The organism is Maritimibacter fusiformis (genome assembly GCF_008086115.1).
GTDB lineage: Bacteria > Pseudomonadota > Alphaproteobacteria > Rhodobacterales > Rhodobacteraceae > Muriiphilus > Muriiphilus fusiformis.
Window position 1 is genome coordinate 11,530 of the sequence record NZ_VSIY01000003.1, and the last position, 16,550, is coordinate 28,079.

A 16,550-nucleotide genomic window follows, 5' to 3' on the forward strand; every position below is an offset into this window, starting at 1 on the left:
TCCCGGCCCGACGCCGCGTGCTAGCCTGAGCCGATTGCAACCCCGGGACGGTCCATGAACATCCTCCAGATCGCGTCGCTGCTGATCGTGCTCGCGGGCGCGTTCGGCGCGATCAACTACTTCTTTCTCAAGCTGCCGTCCTCGATCGGCATCCTGGTCGTTGCCTTCGTGTCGTCGCTGGCGGTGCTGGGGCTCGACGCGCTGATCCCGGCGTTCTCGATGGACGACGAGGCGCGGGCCTTCGTGCGGTCGATCCATTTCTCGGACACGCTGCTCGAGGGGATGCTGGGCCTTTTGCTGTTCGCCGGCGCGCTGCATGTGAAACTGGCCGACCTGCGCGAACAATGGTTGGTCGTCGCGCTGATGGCCACGCTGGGCGTGGGGTTGTCCACGCTGATCGTGGGGGTCGGGTTTTCCTGGATCACCGGCATGCCGCTTCTGGTGGCACTGGTGTTCGGCGCGCTGATCTCGCCGACCGACCCGGTGGCGGTGCTGGGGGTTCTGCGCGGCGCCAGCCTGCCCAAATCGCTGGAGATCAAGATCGCGGGCGAATCGCTGTTCAACGACGGGGTCGGCTATGTCGTCTACCTGGTGCTGGTCGGGCTGGCGTTTCCGGCGATCACCGGCGACCATTCCGAGACCGTCCACGGCAGCGGCGGGCTGGCCGATGCAGCCCGGCTGTTCTTTAAGGAGGCGGTGGGCGGCGCGGTTCTGGGCGTGGCGCTGGGCTGGCTGGTGTTTCGCGTCATGCGCCGGATCGACGACTACCCGCTCGAGGTGCTGCTGACGCTGGGGCTGGCCTTCGGCGGCTATGAGCTGGCGGTGGCGCTGCATGTGTCGGCCCCGATCATGGCGGTCTCGGCCGGGCTTCTGATCGGCGATGTCGGCACCCGGCACGGCATGAGCGAAGAGACTCGCCGCTATGTCGATGCCTTCTGGAAACTGGTGGACGAGATCCTGAACGCGGTCCTGTTCCTGGTCATCGGGTTCGAGGTCTTCGCCATCGCCTTCACCCTCGACACGCTGACCGCCGGGGCGCTGGCGGTCGGGCTGGCGCTGGTCGCGCGGCTGGCGGCGGTGTCGATCCCGGTCGTCCTGCTCAAGCCGTTTCGCGGGTTTTCCGACGGGGTGATCCCGATCATGACCTGGGGCGGGCTGAAGGGCGGCATCTCGGTCGCGCTGGCGCTGGCGCTGCCGGACAGCGAATGGAAACCCCTGATCCTGACCGCCACCTATGTCGTGGTGCTGTTCTCGATCATCGTGCAGGGGCTGAGCGTGGCGCGCGTCGCCAAACGCTTCGGGCGCGAGCGCGAATTGGTCTGAGCACGGTTGCCATCGCCCCGCCGCCGCCTTACCCCTGACCGGCACGAATACGGGAGATGACGATGGACGTTCGCGTGAAATGGATCGAGGAACGCAGCTTTGTCGGCACCGCCGGCAGCGGCCACAAGATCGCCTTCGGCGCGGCCGGCAGCGACGGCAAGAAGCCCGGGCCAAGCCCGATGGAACTGGTCCTGATCGGCACCGGCGGCTGTTCGGCCTATGACGTGGTCTCGATCCTCGAGAAGGGCCGCGAGGCGGTCGACAGCGTCGAGGTCGCGCTCGATGCCGACCGCGCCGACACCGACCCCAAGGTGTTCACCCGCATCCACATGCATTTCATCGTCAAGGGGCGCGGGCTCAACCCGGCCAGGGTCGAGCGCGCCATCGCGCTGTCGGTCGACAAGTATTGCTCGGCCTCGGCGATGATGGCCGCGACCGCGACGCTGACGCACGATTTCGAGATCGTGGAGACCGGCGCCTAACCCCGCGCCAGCCCAAGCGCATAGGCGTCAAGCTGGTCGGCCACGATGCCCCAGCCGTCGAAGAACCCCATGTCCTCGTGCTGCTTGCGCGTCTCGGGCGAGCGGTGGCGGGCGATCGCGGTATAGCGCGTGCCGCCGCCCGCATCGTCCTCGAGGATCAGGATCGAGGTCAGGAACGGGTCCGGCGCGGGTTTCCAGCCCTCGGTATAGGTGTCGGTAAACACCAGCTTGCGCTCCGGCACGATCTCGAGAAAGACGCCCCGGTTGCTCATCTCGTCGCCCTCGACGTTGAAGGTGGTGTTGAACCGCCCGCCGACGCGCAGGTCGATGTCGCAATCCGTCACCTGGTGCGGTTCGGGGATGAAGAAGTGCAGGATATGCGCGGGCGTGGTCCAGCATTCCCAGATCAGGCCGCGCGGGGCCTTGAGGTTGCGGGTAAAACTGAGGTCGGTGTCGGGGTCGAGGTCCATGAACTGCCTTTCCGGTTGTCACATGCAGCCTAGCGCCAACGCGCCGCAGTCGCACGCACAACTGCGCGACCGGACCGCCCCAACCGACCTGAACCACCATCGGCTCGAAATCCTCGACCTCGGACAGCTCGATGATTTTGGCTGGCGGCGCAAAACTGCGCTCTTCAGGACACGCCCCGCCATTAGTCCACGAAAACCGCCGCCCCCCTTCCCTTTCCCCGCGCCCGGGCGTATCGCGGGGCCGTTCCCAACCCTGCCCGACCCCCGGAGGCCGACATGGACAACCTGCGCGGCGCGCTTTTGATGATCCTCGCGATGCTCGGCTTTTCCGCCGAGGATGCGTTCATCAAGACCATCACCCAGACCGTGCCGCTGGGCCAGGTGCTGATCTACATGGGGGCGGCGGGCGGCTTTCTGTTCGCGATCCTGGCCAACCGGGCGGGATACTGCATCTGGTCGCGCGCCTTCTTTCACCCGATGATCCTGTTTCGCAACGCCGGCGAGGTCGTCGGCACCTCGGCCTTCGTGATGGCGCTGACGCTGATCCCGCTGTCGCTGGCCTCGGCGCTGTTGCAGGCCAACCCGATCTTCGTCGCGCTGGGGGCGATCCTGTTCTTTGGCGAGCGCGTCGGCTGGCGTCGCTGGATGGCGATCGGGGCGGGGCTGGCCGGGGTGCTGATCATCCTGCGCCCCTGGGCAAACGCGTTCGACCCCGGCGCGGTGGTTGCCATCATCGCGGCCCTCGGCCTGTCGGTGCGCGACCTTGGCAGCCGCCACCAGCCGCGTTCCGTTCACCCTCTGCAAACCTCGACCTGGGGCTTCATGCTGCTGGTCCCGATTGGCGCGGTGATGCTGTCGATCTCGGGCGGCGCGGTGCGCCTGAACGGCACCGAGATGGCGATGATCGCGGGCGCCGTTGCGCTGGCGATGATCGGCTATCACGCGCTGACGCTGGCGATGCAGGCGGGCGAAGTCGGCGTCGTCACCCCGTTTCGCTATGTCCGGCTGGTGTTCGGCATCCTGCTTGGCTGGGCGCTGTTTGCCGAACGCCCGGACGCCTGGATGCTGATCGGCGCGGCCATCGTGGTCGGCGCCGGGCTCTACACCCTGATCCGCGAGCGTCGGGCGATGGCGCGCGCGCCCTTCCAAAGCCCGGCCGCGCAGGGTATGACGCCCCCGACCGACACCTGACCACCCAAAGCCCACCACCAGCCTACCGGGAGCCGCCATGAGCATCATCATCGACATCTTCGCCCGTGAAATCCTCGACAGCCGCGGCAACCCGACCGTCGAGGTCGACGTGATCCTCGACGATGGCACCATGGGCCGCGCGGCGGTGCCCTCGGGCGCCTCGACCGGTGCGCACGAGGCGGTGGAGCGGCGCGACGGCGACAAGGCGCGCTATGGCGGCAAGGGCGTCCTCGAGGCCGTGGCCGCCGTCAACGGCGAGATCGCCGAGGCGCTGGCCGGCATCGACGCGACCGAGCAGGAGGCGCTCGACGCCACCATGATCGAGCTTGACGGCACCCCCAACAAGGCCCGCCTCGGCGCCAACGCGATCCTCGGCGTGTCGCTGGCAGCGGCCAAGGCGGCGGCGGATTTCTCGACCCTGCCGCTCTATCGCTATGTCGGCGGCTCGTCGGCGCGCATCCTGCCGGTGCCGATGATGAACATCATCAACGGCGGCGAACATGCCGACAACCCGATCGACATCCAGGAATTCATGATCATGCCGGTCGCCGCAGCCAACATCCGCGAGGCGGTGCGCATGGGCGCCGAGGTGTTCCATACCCTCAAGGCGGAACTGTCGGCAGCCGGCCACAACACCGGCATCGGCGACGAGGGCGGCTTTGCCCCCGGCCTGTCCTCGGCCCGCGAGGCGCTGGATTTCATCCTCAAGGCCACCGAGAAGGCCGGCTACAAACCCGGCCAGGACATCTACCTCGCCCTCGACGCCGCCTCGACCGAGTATTACCGGGGCGGCAAATACGAGATGAAGGGTGAGGGCCTGTCGCTGACCTCCGAGGAAAACGCCGACTACCTGGCAGCTCTCTGTGCCGACTACCCGATCATCTCGATCGAGGACGGCATGGCCGAGGACGATTGGGACGGCTGGAAGTTGCTCACCGACAAGCTGGGCGACAAGGTGCAACTGGTGGGCGACGATCTGTTCGTCACCAACCCGACGCGGCTGGCCGACGGGATCAGGAAGGGCGTGGCCAACTCGATGCTGGTCAAGGTCAACCAGATCGGCACCCTGTCGGAGACGCTGCGCGCCGTCGATATGGCGCACCGCGCCGGATACACCAACGTGATGAGCCACCGCTCGGGCGAGACCGAGGACGCCACCATCGCCGACCTCGCCGTCGCCACCAACTGCGGCCAGATCAAGACCGGCTCGCTGTCGCGCTCGGACCGGCTGGCGAAATACAACCAGCTGATCCGCATCGAGGAACAACTCGGCGAAACCGCCGAGTATGCCGGGCGCTCGGTTTTGAAGGGCTGAGGCGGATGGCGGGGGTCGCAGGGGGCTGTCTGCCCCCCATGTTCAATTCGCGGCGCGAATTGAACTTCCCCCCGAAGGTATTTTTCGAGCAAAGAAGCATTGCAACAAGGGGCGGGTGGCCGTTGCCATTGCCGACCCGACAAAGCCCGCGTAAACCATTGCCATGACCAACGTGCTTGACCGGATAAAGGCCTACAAGCTCGACGAGGTGGCCGCGCGCAAGGCCGCCCGCCCGCTTGTCGAGGTCGAGGCCGCCGCTCGCGCCGCCGCCCCCGTGCGCGGCTTTGCAAAGGCGCTGCAAGAGGCCACGCGCACAGGCTATGGCCTGATTGCCGAGGTGAAAAAGGCCAGCCCCTCCAAGGGCCTGATCCGCGCCGACTTCGACCCGCCCGCACTGGCGCGCGCCTACGAGGCCGGCGGGGCGACCTGCCTGTCGGTGCTGACCGACACGCCCAGCTTTCAGGGCGCGGACGAGTTCCTCGTCGCGGCGCGCGCGGCCACCCGCCTCCCGGCGCTTCGCAAGGATTTCCTCTACGACCCCTACCAGGTCGCCGAGGCCCGCGCGTTGGGGGCCGACTGCATCCTGATCATCATGGCCAGCGTCACCGACGCCCAGGCCGCCGAACTGGAAGACGCCGCGTTTTCCTGGGGCATGGATGTGCTCGTCGAGGTCCACGACGCCCCCGAGCTTGAGCGCGCCACGGCGCTGAAATCGCCGCTTCTGGGCATCAACAACCGCAATCTCAAGACCTTCGAGACCTCGCTCGACACCACCCGCGTGCTGGCCCGCCTGGCCCCGCCCGACCGGCTTCTGGTCTGCGAAAGCGGCCTTTCCACGCCGTCCGACCTGGCCGAGATGGCCGCCACCGGCGCGCGCGCCTTCCTGATCGGGGAAAGCCTGATGCGACAGCCCGATGTCGAGGCCGCGACCCGCGCGATCCTGGCCAATCCGGTGCCGGCATGACCGACAAGCTCAGCCATTTCGACGCCGAGGGCCAGGCGCATATGGTCGATGTCTCGGACAAACCCGTGACCGACCGCACCGCCGTGGCCGAGGGCTGCGTGGTGATGACGCCCGAAACCCTCGACCTGGTGATGCAGGGCACGGCCAGCAAGGGCGACGTGCTGGGCATTGCGCGGATCGCGGGCATCATGGGGGCCAAGAAGACCGCCGACCTGATCCCGCTGTGCCACCCGCTGCCGATCACCAAGGTGGCGCTGGACCTGACCCCCGACACCGCCCTGCCCGGCGTGCGGATCTCGGCCACGGTCAAGACCTCGGGCCAGACCGGCATCGAGATGGAGGCGCTGACCGCCGTGACCACGGCAGCACTCACGGTCTATGACATGCTCAAGGCCGCCGAGAAGGGGATGCGCATCGAGGGCATCCGGCTGGTGACGAAAACCGGCGGCAAATCCGGCACTTACGAGGCCGACGCATGATCTCGGTGGCCGAGGCGCTGGAGGCGCTGTTCGCCCTGTCGCGCCCCCTCGGCACCGAACGCGTGCGCCTTGCCCAGGCCGCGGGCCGGGTTCTGGCCCAGCCGGTGGTGGCCGAGCGCAACCAGCCCCCGTTCGCCGCCGCCGCGATGGACGGCTATGCGCTCAAGGGCGTCGAGGCCGAGCCCGGCGCGATGTTCAAGGTGGTCGGCACCTCGGCCGCCGGTACGCGTTTCGAGGGCAACGTGGGCGCGGGGCAAGCGGTGCGCATCTTCACCGGCGCGCCGGTTCCGGTCGGCACCGACCGGGTGATCATCCAGGAGGACGTGACCCGCGAGGGCAACCTGATCACGCTGGGCGCCGAGCTTGACCGCGGCCCTTACGTGCGGCCCCTCGGCATGGATTTCACCATCGGCGCGACGCTCGATGCACCGCGGGTGCTGGGCGCGCGCGACCTTGCCCTGATCGCCGCCATGAACCACGCCGAGGTCACCGTGTCACGCCGCCCCGAGGTCGCCCTGATCGCCACCGGCGACGAGTTGGTGATGCCCGGCGAGACCCCCGGCCCCGACCAGATCATCGCCTCCAACGCCTTCGGACTTAAGGCCATGGTCGAGGCCGCCGGCGCCCGCGCCCGCCTGCTGCCGATTGCCCGTGACAACGTGGAAAGCCTGCGCACGATTTTTAGTCTGGCCGAGGGCGCGGACCTTGTCGTGACCATCGGCGGCGCCTCGGTGGGGGATCACGACCTGGTCGGTCCGGTCGCCGCCGAACTGGGTCTCGAGCAGAGTTTCTACAAGGTGGCAATGCGCCCCGGCAAGCCCCTGATGGCCGGGCGCATGGGCGGCGCGGTCATGGTCGGACTGCCAGGTAATCCCGTGTCATCCATGGTTTGCGGCACGATCTTCATCCTGCCGATGCTGCGCGCCATGCAGGGCCTCGGCGCCCATCCGGCGCCCCGCAAAAGCGCGCCGCTGGCCGTTGACGTGCCCGCGAACGGGCCCCGCGAACACTACATGCGCGCCAGCCTCACGCCCGAGGGCATCCGGCCCCTCGCCCGCCAGGACAGCGCCATGCTCAGCATCCTGCACAAGGCCGACGCGCTCCTGGTGCGCCCGACGGGCGATGCGGCGCGCAAGGCGGGCGAACTGGTCGACTACGTTTCCTTCTGATCGCGAAGCGCACCCGGCCCGGCAGGTATTGTTGACACGAAACGGGAACGCGGCTAGAACATTCCCCGAACAAGCCCGCATTCCCGGGCGCGACAGGTTCGGAGGACTGGCGCCATGCTGACCCGCAAGCAACTCGATCTATTGGCATTCATCCACAAGCGGGTGAGCCGCGACGGCGTGCCGCCTTCGTTCGACGAGATGAAAGAGGCGCTGGACCTGCGCTCCAAATCCGGCATCCACCGGCTGATCACGGCGCTCGAGGAACGCGGCTTCATCCGCCGGCTGGCGCACCGGGCGCGGGCCATCGAGATCGTCAAGCTGCCCGAGGCGCTGGACCCGTCCGGCCACGCCGGGTTCGAGCCGCGGGTGATCGACGGCGACCGTCCCGACCGCACGCCCCCGGCCGCGATACCGCTGGGCGGGGCACAGGCGATGGAATTGCCGCTGCTGGGCCGGATCGCCGCCGGCACCCCGATCGAGGCGATCGAGGACGGCGAAACCCAGGTTGCCGTGCCCGGGTCGATGGTCGGCAAGGGGCCGCATTACGCGCTTGAAGTCAAAGGCGATTCGATGATCGACGCCGGCATCAACTCGGGCGACGTGGTGATCATCCGCGAGACATCCCACGCCGACAACGGCGACATCGTGGTGGCGCAGGTCGACGGCTACGAGGCGACGCTGAAGCGGTTCCGCAAGTCGGGCGAGATGATCATGCTCGAGGCCGCGAACCCGGCCTATGAAACCCGCCTGCTGCGCGCCGGTCAGGTCAAGGTGCAGGGCAAGCTAGTCGGCCTGATCCGCAGCTACTGACTCAGCGCCGCGTCCAGGGGCGCTGGCCGGACATCTCGGCTTCGGTCACGATCCGCAAGCCCTCACCGTCCACGTGCAGCGCCAGCGCGCCGGTCTCGGCCAGCCGCAGCTTGTCATAGACCGCACAGCCCGCCGGCGGCTCCGGCACCTCTGCGGTGACGACGACGATATCGGCCTCGGCGCAGGCCGCCGCCACGCGCGCCGCCGCGCCCTGGCCGGTCAGGTGCACCAGCCGCGCGGCCCCGATCCGAAACGCGCCGTCCCTGTCCTGTCCCCGGCGAAAGGCCACCACCTGCGCCACCGCGTCGCCGTCGTTTTCCAGCCAGCTTGCCGCGGCGAAACCCTCGCCCCGCTCTTTCGACAGCGCCCGACCGGCCGGTGTCATGCTGCCCACCAGCCCGCCACCCGACGACACCAGCACGTCAGGACGTGTCGTGTCGGACCAGATCGCGAAGCCCAGAACCAGGGGCGCCAGCGCCAGCGCCCGCAGCCGACCGGTGGCCAGAACCGCGAACAGGCCCCCGGCGGTGATCAGCCCCAGCACCACCGGCGCCGGGCTTGGCACGTGCCCAAGCGCGCCCTCCATGCCCGACACCCGCTCGGCCACCGCGAGAATCCAGGCGATCGGCCAGCGGATCAGGTTGAGCGCCAGACCGGCCAACCCGGCCGGCGTCAGCACCGCCGCCAGCACTGCGCCGGGCATCACCAGCGTGCCCATCACCGGCACCGCCAACAGGTTGGCGACCAGCCCGAAATGCGACACCTGGTTGAAATGTGCCGCCGCATAGGGCGCCGTCGCCGCCCCCGCCACCGCCGACGAGATCACCACCGCCGACACCGGGCGCAGCCAGCGTGGCAGGCGCGGCCCGTCCCAATCGCGCAGCCAGCCGAACACCGCGACCAGCGCCGTGGTGGCCGAGAACGACATCTGAAAGCCGGGTTCGGCCAGCGCCTCGGGCTGCGCCGCCAACAGGATCAGCGCCGCCACGGCCACCGCCCTGAGCGTCAGCGCGCGTCGGTCCAGCAGCACCGCGCCGAACATCACCGCGACCATCACGAAGGCGCGCTCGGTCGCCACGTTGCCGCCCGACAGGGCCAGGTAGAATGCCCCGGCCTGAAGCGCGCCCACCGCGGCGATCTTGCGGATCGGGTAGTGCGCCGCGAAGCCCGGGATCAAGGCCATGACATAGCGCAGGGCGGTGAAGACGAAACCGGTCAACAGCCCCATGTGCAACCCCGAAATCGCCAGCAGATGCGACAGGTTCGAGCCGCGCAGCGCCGCCAGCGTGGCCGGTGCGATGCCGGTCCGGTCGCCGGTCAGGATGGCCGCGGCGAAGGCGCCTTCCTCGCCCGGCACGATGGCCTGAACCGCCTGCGCAATGCGCGCCCGAAGCCGGCTGATGACCAGCCCGCCGAGGCCGGTTTCGGCCGGGGCCAGCATCAGGGCCGGCGCCCGGGTGTAGCCGACCGCGCCGATCCGGTCGAACCAGGCCATGCGCCGGAAATCGAAGCCGCCCGGCTCGACCGGCCCTTCGGGAGCCGACAGAAACGCCGTCATTGCAATGCGTTGGCCGGGTTCGGGGATCAGAAAGCCCTGTGTGCCATGCAGCGACACCCGCACCCGCACCGGCAGTTCGTCCGGGCGCACCCGGTCCAGCCGCAACCGGTCCAGCGTCAGCCGCACCGCCTCGGAGGCCGAGCGGTCGATGGTCACGATGCGGCCCTCCACCGGCCCGTAGTAGCGAAAATCGAGCACCGGCGCCCGCGTCGTCTCGGTGCGCAGACCCCCGGCAAGCAGCCCGCCCAGCACCAGCGCCAGCCCGAAGGCAAGGCTGGCCAACCCGGTCCAGCGCGTCGGCCAGTAGCGCAGCCCGATGAGCATGAGCGCCAGCGCCCCCAGCCCGATCAGCGCCCAGGCCAGCGCGCCGGGCTCGACCGGCAGGCGGAAATAGGTTGCGATGCCGCTGCCCAGACAGACCGGCGCAAACAGCAAGAGCCGTCCGCGCAACCGCTCCAGCCGTCCCGAGATCAGCGCCAGACGGCTCACCCTTGTTCTCTCCCTTGGCAAGGTCTAGACCTGCGCCACATTCACCCGAACATGGTTTCCAAAAGGTTAACGCGCCCATGACTTCGCAGCAGACGCCCCCGGTCGTGACCCGCTTCGCCCCCTCGCCGACCGGCTATCTGCACATCGGGGGCGCACGCACGGCGCTGTTCAACTGGCTCTATGCCCGCGGGCGCAGCGGCAAGTTCCTGTTGCGCATCGAAGACACCGACCGGGCACGCTCGACGCCGGAGGCGACGGCGGCGATCCTCGAGGGGATGCGCTGGCTTGGGCTCGACCACGATGGCGAGGCGATCAGCCAGGCCGCCCGCGCCGACCGCCACGCCGAGGTGGCGCACGAGATGCTGGCGCGCGGCCATGCCTACAAGTGCTTCGCCAGCCAGGACGAAATCGCCGCATTCCGCGAGGCCGCCCGCGCCGAGGGCCGCTCGACGCTGTTCCAGAGCCCGTGGCGCGACGCCGACCCCGCCGACCACCCGGACGCGCCGTTCGTCATCCGCCTCAAGGCCCCGCGCGACGGCGCCACTGTGATCGCGGACCGGGTGCAGGGCGACGTGACCATCCGCAACGACCAACTCGACGACATGATCTGCCTGCGCTCGGACGGAACGCCGACCTACATGTTGGCCGTGGTGGTCGACGATCACGACATGGGCGTGACCCACGTGATCCGGGGCGACGACCACCTCAACAACGCGGCCCGCCAGATGCTGGTGTATCAGGCGATGGATTGGGACGTGCCGGTCTGGGCGCATATCCCGCTGATCCACGGCCCCGACGGCAAGAAACTGTCGAAACGCCACGGCGCGCTCGGGGTCGAGGAATACCGCGCCATGGGCTACCCGGCGACCGCGATGCGCAACTATCTCGCGCGGCTGGGCTGGAGCCACGGCGACGACGAGGTGTTCACCGACGCCCAGGCGCGCGACTGGTTCGATCTCGACGGAATCGGCAAGGGCGCGGCGCGTTTCGACTTCAAGAAGCTCGACAATATCTCGGGCAAGCACATCGCCATGACGGATGAGGCGACCCTGGTTTCGCAGGTGCAGGATTACCTTGCGGCAGCCGGTCGCCCGTCTTTGACCGAGGCCGAATGCGGCGCGCTGGCCCGCGCCCTGCCCGCAATCAAAAGCGGCGTCAAGACCCTGCCGCAACTCCTTGACAAGGCGCATTTTATCCTGACATCGCGCCCGATGGTGCCGGATGAGAAGGCAGCAGCGGCGCTGGATGATGTATCCCGTCGTATACTGAAAGAATTGACGCCGCATTTGCAAACTGCTAGCTGGGTGCGCGAAGAACTCGAGAGTGTGCTGAACGCTCTGGCCGAAGCTCATGACACGAAGTTTGGCAAACTTGCCGCGCCGCTCCGGGCGGCGCTTGCCGGGAGGGTTGCGACCCCCAGCGTGTTCGACATGATGCTGTTGCTCGGCCGAGAAGAAACCGTGGCGCGGCTGACGGACGCCGCCGCCTAACCTCGACCGGTCGATCCGGACCGGCGGGCCTCAACGAAAGGGACAAAGATGGCGAACCAGACGGGAACGGCAAAGCTCAGCTTCGGCGACACGAACCTCGAACTGCCGATGTATTCGCCCACCGCCGGGCCGGACGTGATCGACATCACCAAGCTCTATGCGCTGGGCAATGTCTTTACCCACGACCCCGGGTTCACCTCGACCTCGGCCTGCGAAAGCGAGATCACTTTCATCGACGGCGACAAGGGCGAGCTTCTGTATCGCGGCTATCCGATCGACCAGCTGGCCGAGAAATCCCATTATCTCGAGGTCTGTTTCCTGCTGCTCTACGGCCATCTGCCGACCGCGCAGGAGCTCGAGGATTTCGAGATGCGCGTGACCCGTCACACGATGGTGCATGAACAGATCACCAAGTTCTTCTCGGGCTACCGCCGTGACGCGCACCCGATGGCCACCATGGTCGGCGTGGTCGGCGCGCTGTCGGCCTTCTACCACGACAGTCTCGACATCAACGACCCCTGGCAGCGCGAAGTGGCGGCGGTGCGGATGATCGCCAAGGTTCCGACGATCACCGCGATGGCCTACAAGTATTCCATCGGCCAGCCGTTCATGTATCCGAAGAACTCGCTCGATTATGCGTCGAACTTCCTCTACATGTGCTTCGCCGTGCCGGCCGAGGATTACGAGGTCAACCCGATCCTCGCGCGCGCGATGGACCGGATCTTCACGCTGCACGCCGACCACGAACAGAACGCTTCGACCTCGACGGTGCGGCTGGCGGGCTCGTCCGGCGCCAACCCGTTTGCCTGCATCGCCGCCGGTATCGCCTGCCTCTGGGGCCCGGCGCATGGTGGCGCCAACCAGGCCAGCCTCGAGATGCTGCGCGAGATCGGCACCGTCGACCGCATCCCGGAATACATCGCGCGCGCCAAGGACAAGGACGATCCGTTCCGGCTGATGGGCTTTGGCCACCGGGTCTACAAGAACTTCGACCCGCGCGCCAAGGTGATGAAGGAAAGCGCCGACGAGGTGCTGGGCCTGTTGGGCATCGAGAACAACGAGACCCTGAAGGTCGCCAAGGAGCTTGAGCGGATCGCGCTCGAAGACGAATATTTCGTCTCGAAAAAGCTCTATCCGAACGTCGATTTCTATTCCGGCATCATCCTCGAGGCGATGGGCTTCCCGACCTCGATGTTCACGCCGATCTTCGCGCTGTCGCGCACCGTCGGCTGGATCTCGCAGTGGCGCGAAATGCTCGCCGACCCGGCGCAGAAGATCGGCCGCCCGCGCCAGCTCTACACCGGCGCGACCCGGCGCGACTACATCGACGTCGAGGACCGCTGACAGCTCGTCCGAGCCGAAAACGCCAAAGGCCGCCCACATCGGGCGGCCTTTTCGTCTTGCACGACCGTATGACGCGCTTGGCCCCCGCGGTTCACCCTGACGCACATGCTCCGGGGGCAGCGCCCACCTACCGCCCTTCGAACCTGGCCACGCGCGACTTGTCCAGAAACGCCAGCACGCCTTCCTTGAAATCGCGCGAACGCCCGCATTCGCCCTGTAACCGGGCCTCCAGCGCCAACTGGTCGTCGTAGGAATTGCCGTGCGACGCGCGCAACGCCTGCTTGGTCGCGGCAAAGGCCAGGGTCGGCCCGGAGGCCAGGTGATCGGCCCGCGCCCGCCAGGTCTCGGCAAAGGCGTCGTCGTCCACCGCCTCCCAGATCATGCCCCAGTCGGCGGCCTGCTCGGCCCCGATCTTGTCGGCGAACAGCGCAGCCCCCATCGCCCGCGCCAGCCCGATGGTGCGCGGCAGCGCATAGGTGCCGCCCGCATCCGGCATCAGGCCCACCCGGGCGAAAGCCTGCATGAAATAGGCCGAGCGCGCCGCGATCACCACGTCGGCGGCCAGCGCAAGGTTGGCCCCGGCCCCGGCGGCGGCACCGTTCACCGCCGCGATCACCGGCACCGGCGCCTCGGCGATGGCGCGCAGGATCGGCTCGTATTCCTCGCGCAGCACGCGTTCCAGATCCACATGTGCGGCATCGACCGGATCGCCCAGGTCCTGGCCCGAGCAGAACGCCCGGCCCGCCCCGGTCAGCACGATCACCCGCGCCGCCCCCGCCGCGGTCTTGACCGCGTCGACCAGTTCTGCCCGCATCTGGGTATTGAGCGCGTTCATCTTGTCGGGCCGGTTCAGCGTGATCACCGCCACCCCTGCCGTCAGGTCGTATTCAATCGTCTGGTAGCGCATCCGCCCCTCCGCAAATCGGTTTCGCGGCAGACTAGCGGTTTCGCGCGCGAAGAAAAGCCGGACGCCCCGTCACCCGGCAATGACGGCCCCGTCGCGGACGCCGCCGATCAGTCGCGCATCAATTCCGACAGCCGGGCCTCTTCCTCGGGCGACAGCCGGGCCGCCGGCTCGTCGGCGCGGGACCGGCGGCGCAGGTAAAGCCCCGCCCCCACCGCCGCGACCAGCAACAGCCCCGGCCCGGCCCACCACAACAGCACGTTGGCCCCATCGACGGTCGGCTTCATCAGCACGTATTCGCCGTAGCGCTCGACCAGGTAGGCGATCACCTCGTCGTCGCTGTCCCCCGCGACAAGCCGTTCGCGCACCAGAAGCCGCAGGTCGCGGGCGATGGTGGCGTTGCTTTCGTCGATGTTCTCGCCCCGGCAGACGACACAGCGCAACTCGGCGGATATGCCGCGCGCCCGCGCTTCCAGTTCCGGGTCGTCGAGCACCTCATCGGGGTTCACGGCAAACGCCGGGGCCGCGATCAGGGCGAGGATCAGGGCCAGGCGCTTCATTCCGCCGGCACCCCGCCCACGACATTGCGCCGGGTCGCGCCGGCGGCAACGCGGTAGCGCCGGTCCGACAGGCTCAGCGTGCCGCCGAGAGCCATCAGCAGCGATCCGGCCCAGATCCAGTTGGCGAAGGGCTTGATGAAGGTGCGCACGGCCCAGCCGCCGCCCTCCTGCGGATCGCCGATCACCATGTAGAGGTCGCGCCAGAAGCCGTTGGCGATGGCCGCCTCGGTGGTCGGCATCGACTGCACCGGATAGACGCGCTTTTCAGGGCGCAGCGACGCCACCAGCTTGCCATCCCGGCGCAATTCCATCAGCCCGACCGTCGAGAAATAGTTCGGCCCTTCCTCGCGCGTCACATCGGCCAGCGTCACCTCATAGCCCGCAACCTCGAAGGTTTCGCCGACCTGGGCGACGCGGATATCCTCGACCTGCCAGGCCATCAGGCCCGCGATGCCCATGAAGGTCACGCCCAGCCCGGCATGCGCCACCACCCGGCCCCAGTCGGCCCGTGGCACCCGGCCAGCCCGGCCCAGCCGTGCCCCGATACCGCCCGCGCCAAGCCGGCGCCAGATGTCGGTCGCCGCCCCCGCCACCAGCCAGACGCCCAGCAGAAAGCCCACCGGGCCGAGGATCGTGCGTTCGCTCTGGATCGCCCAGACCAGCAGGAAGGTAAGCACCGCCAGCACCATCGCGGGCACCAGCGAGCGCACCACCCGGCCAAGCCGCGCGCGTTTCCACGGCAGCATCGCGCCGATCGGCAGGATGATCGCGATGGCGACCATGAAGGGGGTGAAGGCCGCCTCGAAGAACGGCGCCCCGACCGACAGCTTGCGGTCAAAGAACATCTCGGCCACCAGCGGCCACATGGTGCCGATGAAGACCACGAACGAGGACACGGCCAAGAGGATGTTGTTGACCACCAGCGCGCTTTCGCGGCTGACCACGGCGAACACGCCCTTGGCCTCCATCGCGCTGGCGCGGAACGAGTAAAGCACCAGCGCGCCGCCGGTAAAGAAAAGCAGGATCAACAGGATGAAGATGCCGCGCGACGGGTCCGAGGCGAAACTGTGCACCGAGGTGATGATGCCCGAACGCACGATGAAGGTGCCGATCAGCGAAAACCCGAAGGCCAGAATGGCCAGCAGGACCGTCCAGCTTTTCAGCGCCTCGCGCTTTTCCACCACGATGGCCGAATGCAGCAGCGCGGCGGCGAACAGCCAGGGCATGAAGCTCGCATTCTCGACCGGGTCCCAGAACCAGAAACCGCCCCAACCCAGCTCGTAATATGCCCACCACGAACCCAGCGCGATGCCGATGGTCAGGAAGATCCAGGCCGCCAGCGTCCAGGGCCGCACCCAGCGCGCCCAGGCGGCATCGACCCGGCCCTCGATCAGGGCCGCGACGGCGAAGGAAAACGCCATGCTCAGCCCGACATAGCCGAGGTAGAGGAACGGCGGGTGAAAGGCGAGGCCGGGGTCTTGCAAAAGCGGGTTCAGGTCCTGCCCGTCGAACGGCGGGCGGGCGAGGCGCAGAAACGGGTTCGAGGTAAGCAGGATGAACGCGAGAAACGCGACGCTGATGGCGCTCTGCACCGCCAGCGCGCGGGCGCGCAGCCGTGGCGGCAGCCCGGAGCCGAAGCCCGCTGCCATCGCCCCGAACAGCGTCAGGATCAACACCCACAGCAGCATCGAGCCCTCGTGGTTGCCCCAGACGCCGGAAATCTTGTAAAGCATCGGCTTGGCCGAATGCGAGTTCGCCCAGACCAGCCGGAGCGAGAAATCCGAGGTCACGAAAGCCCAGGTCAGCGCCCCGAACGCCGCCAGGGTAAAGGTGAATTGCAAGAGCGCGGCCGGGGCGGCCACGGCCATCCAGCCGGTCCAGCCCTTCTGCGCCCCGATCATCGGCACCACCGCCTGCACGATGGCAACCCCAAGCGCCAGGATCAGCGCGACATGTCCAAGTTCTGCGATCATGCGGCGACCATATGCCGGATCGACGGCGG

Annotated in this window: 15 protein-coding genes; 10 read left to right on the forward strand and 5 right to left on the reverse strand. The window is 68.1% G+C overall.

What is annotated here, in order from left to right; all coding sequences use genetic code 11:
- The first annotated feature begins 54 nt into the window (after window positions 1-54).
- Window positions 55-1,323: a cation:proton antiporter gene (locus FVF75_RS00790; protein ID WP_148375844.1), complete on the forward strand. Its 1,269-nt coding sequence runs from the start codon at window positions 55-57 to the stop codon at window positions 1,321-1,323.
- A 62-nt stretch (window positions 1,324-1,385) separates the two neighbouring features.
- A complete protein-coding gene (locus tag FVF75_RS00795) occupies window positions 1,386-1,805 on the forward strand; it encodes an OsmC family protein (protein WP_148375845.1) in 420 nt (139 codons plus the stop codon).
- Here the strand turns inward: FVF75_RS00795 and FVF75_RS00800 are convergent.
- Window positions 1,802-2,275 (reverse strand): SRPBCC family protein, encoded by a 474-nt coding sequence (locus FVF75_RS00800; RefSeq protein ID WP_148375846.1) that lies wholly within the window; start codon window positions 2,273-2,275, stop codon window positions 1,802-1,804. The two genes, FVF75_RS00795 and FVF75_RS00800, sit on opposite strands and share 4 nt — an antisense overlap.
- Window positions 2,276-2,551: 276 nt before the next feature.
- On the opposite strand from FVF75_RS00800, the gene FVF75_RS00805 reads away from it, so the two are divergent.
- From FVF75_RS00805 to lexA, 6 genes are all read left to right on the forward strand, one after another.
- Window positions 2,552-3,466: a DMT family transporter gene (locus FVF75_RS00805; protein ID WP_148375847.1), complete on the forward strand. Its 915-nt coding sequence runs from the start codon at window positions 2,552-2,554 to the stop codon at window positions 3,464-3,466.
- 37 nt (window positions 3,467-3,503) lie between these two features.
- Window positions 3,504-4,781 (forward strand): phosphopyruvate hydratase, encoded by a 1,278-nt coding sequence (gene eno, locus FVF75_RS00810; RefSeq protein WP_148375848.1) that lies wholly within the window; start codon window positions 3,504-3,506, stop codon window positions 4,779-4,781.
- 163 nt (window positions 4,782-4,944) lie between these two features.
- Window positions 4,945-5,745: an indole-3-glycerol phosphate synthase TrpC gene (gene trpC, locus FVF75_RS00815; RefSeq protein ID WP_148375849.1), complete on the forward strand. Its 801-nt coding sequence runs from the start codon at window positions 4,945-4,947 to the stop codon at window positions 5,743-5,745.
- On the forward strand, window positions 5,742-6,224 hold the full coding sequence (gene moaC / locus FVF75_RS00820; protein WP_148375850.1) for a cyclic pyranopterin monophosphate synthase MoaC: 483 nt from the start codon (window positions 5,742-5,744) through the stop codon (window positions 6,222-6,224). The genes trpC and moaC overlap by 4 nt, the downstream gene beginning before the upstream one ends.
- Window positions 6,221-7,393 carry a molybdopterin molybdotransferase MoeA gene (locus FVF75_RS00825; protein WP_148375851.1) on the forward strand — a complete coding sequence of 391 codons (1,173 nt, stop codon included), beginning with the start codon at window positions 6,221-6,223 and terminating at the stop codon, window positions 7,391-7,393. Before moaC ends, FVF75_RS00825 begins: the two co-directional genes overlap by 4 nt.
- 114 nt (window positions 7,394-7,507) lie before the next feature.
- Window positions 7,508-8,203 (forward strand): transcriptional repressor LexA, encoded by a 696-nt coding sequence (gene lexA / locus FVF75_RS00830; protein ID WP_148375852.1) that lies wholly within the window; start codon window positions 7,508-7,510, stop codon window positions 8,201-8,203.
- A gap of 1 nt (window position 8,204) precedes the next feature.
- Here the strand turns inward: lexA and FVF75_RS00835 are convergent, their stop codons facing one another.
- Window positions 8,205-10,250, reverse strand: a complete 2,046-nt coding sequence (locus tag FVF75_RS00835) for a ComEC/Rec2 family competence protein (RefSeq protein WP_148375853.1) — start codon at window positions 10,248-10,250, stop codon at window positions 8,205-8,207.
- Between the two features lie 77 nt (window positions 10,251-10,327).
- On the opposite strand from FVF75_RS00835, the gene gltX reads away from it, so the two are divergent.
- Window positions 10,328-11,740, forward strand: coding sequence for a glutamate--tRNA ligase (gltX, locus tag FVF75_RS00840; protein ID WP_148375854.1), 1,413 nt, complete (start codon window positions 10,328-10,330; stop codon window positions 11,738-11,740).
- A gap of 48 nt (window positions 11,741-11,788) precedes the next feature.
- Window positions 11,789-13,084, forward strand: a complete 1,296-nt coding sequence (gene gltA, locus FVF75_RS00845; protein ID WP_148375855.1) for a citrate synthase — start codon at window positions 11,789-11,791, stop codon at window positions 13,082-13,084.
- Window positions 13,085-13,211: 127 nt separating this feature from the next.
- Here the strand turns inward: gltA and FVF75_RS00850 are convergent, their stop codons facing one another.
- The 3 genes from FVF75_RS00850 to FVF75_RS00860 form a co-directional block, all read right to left on the reverse strand.
- Window positions 13,212-13,991: an enoyl-CoA hydratase-related protein gene (locus tag FVF75_RS00850; RefSeq protein ID WP_148375856.1), complete on the reverse strand. Its 780-nt coding sequence runs from the start codon at window positions 13,989-13,991 to the stop codon at window positions 13,212-13,214.
- A 107-nt stretch (window positions 13,992-14,098) separates the two neighbouring features.
- On the reverse strand, window positions 14,099-14,548 hold the full coding sequence (locus FVF75_RS00855) for a cytochrome c-type biogenesis protein (RefSeq protein ID WP_148375857.1): 450 nt from the start codon (window positions 14,546-14,548) through the stop codon (window positions 14,099-14,101).
- A complete protein-coding gene (locus FVF75_RS00860) occupies window positions 14,545-16,521 on the reverse strand; it encodes a heme lyase CcmF/NrfE family subunit (RefSeq protein ID WP_148375858.1) in 1,977 nt (658 codons plus the stop codon). Before FVF75_RS00860 ends, FVF75_RS00855 begins: the two co-directional genes overlap by 4 nt.
- Between the last annotated feature and the right edge of the window lie 29 nt (window positions 16,522-16,550).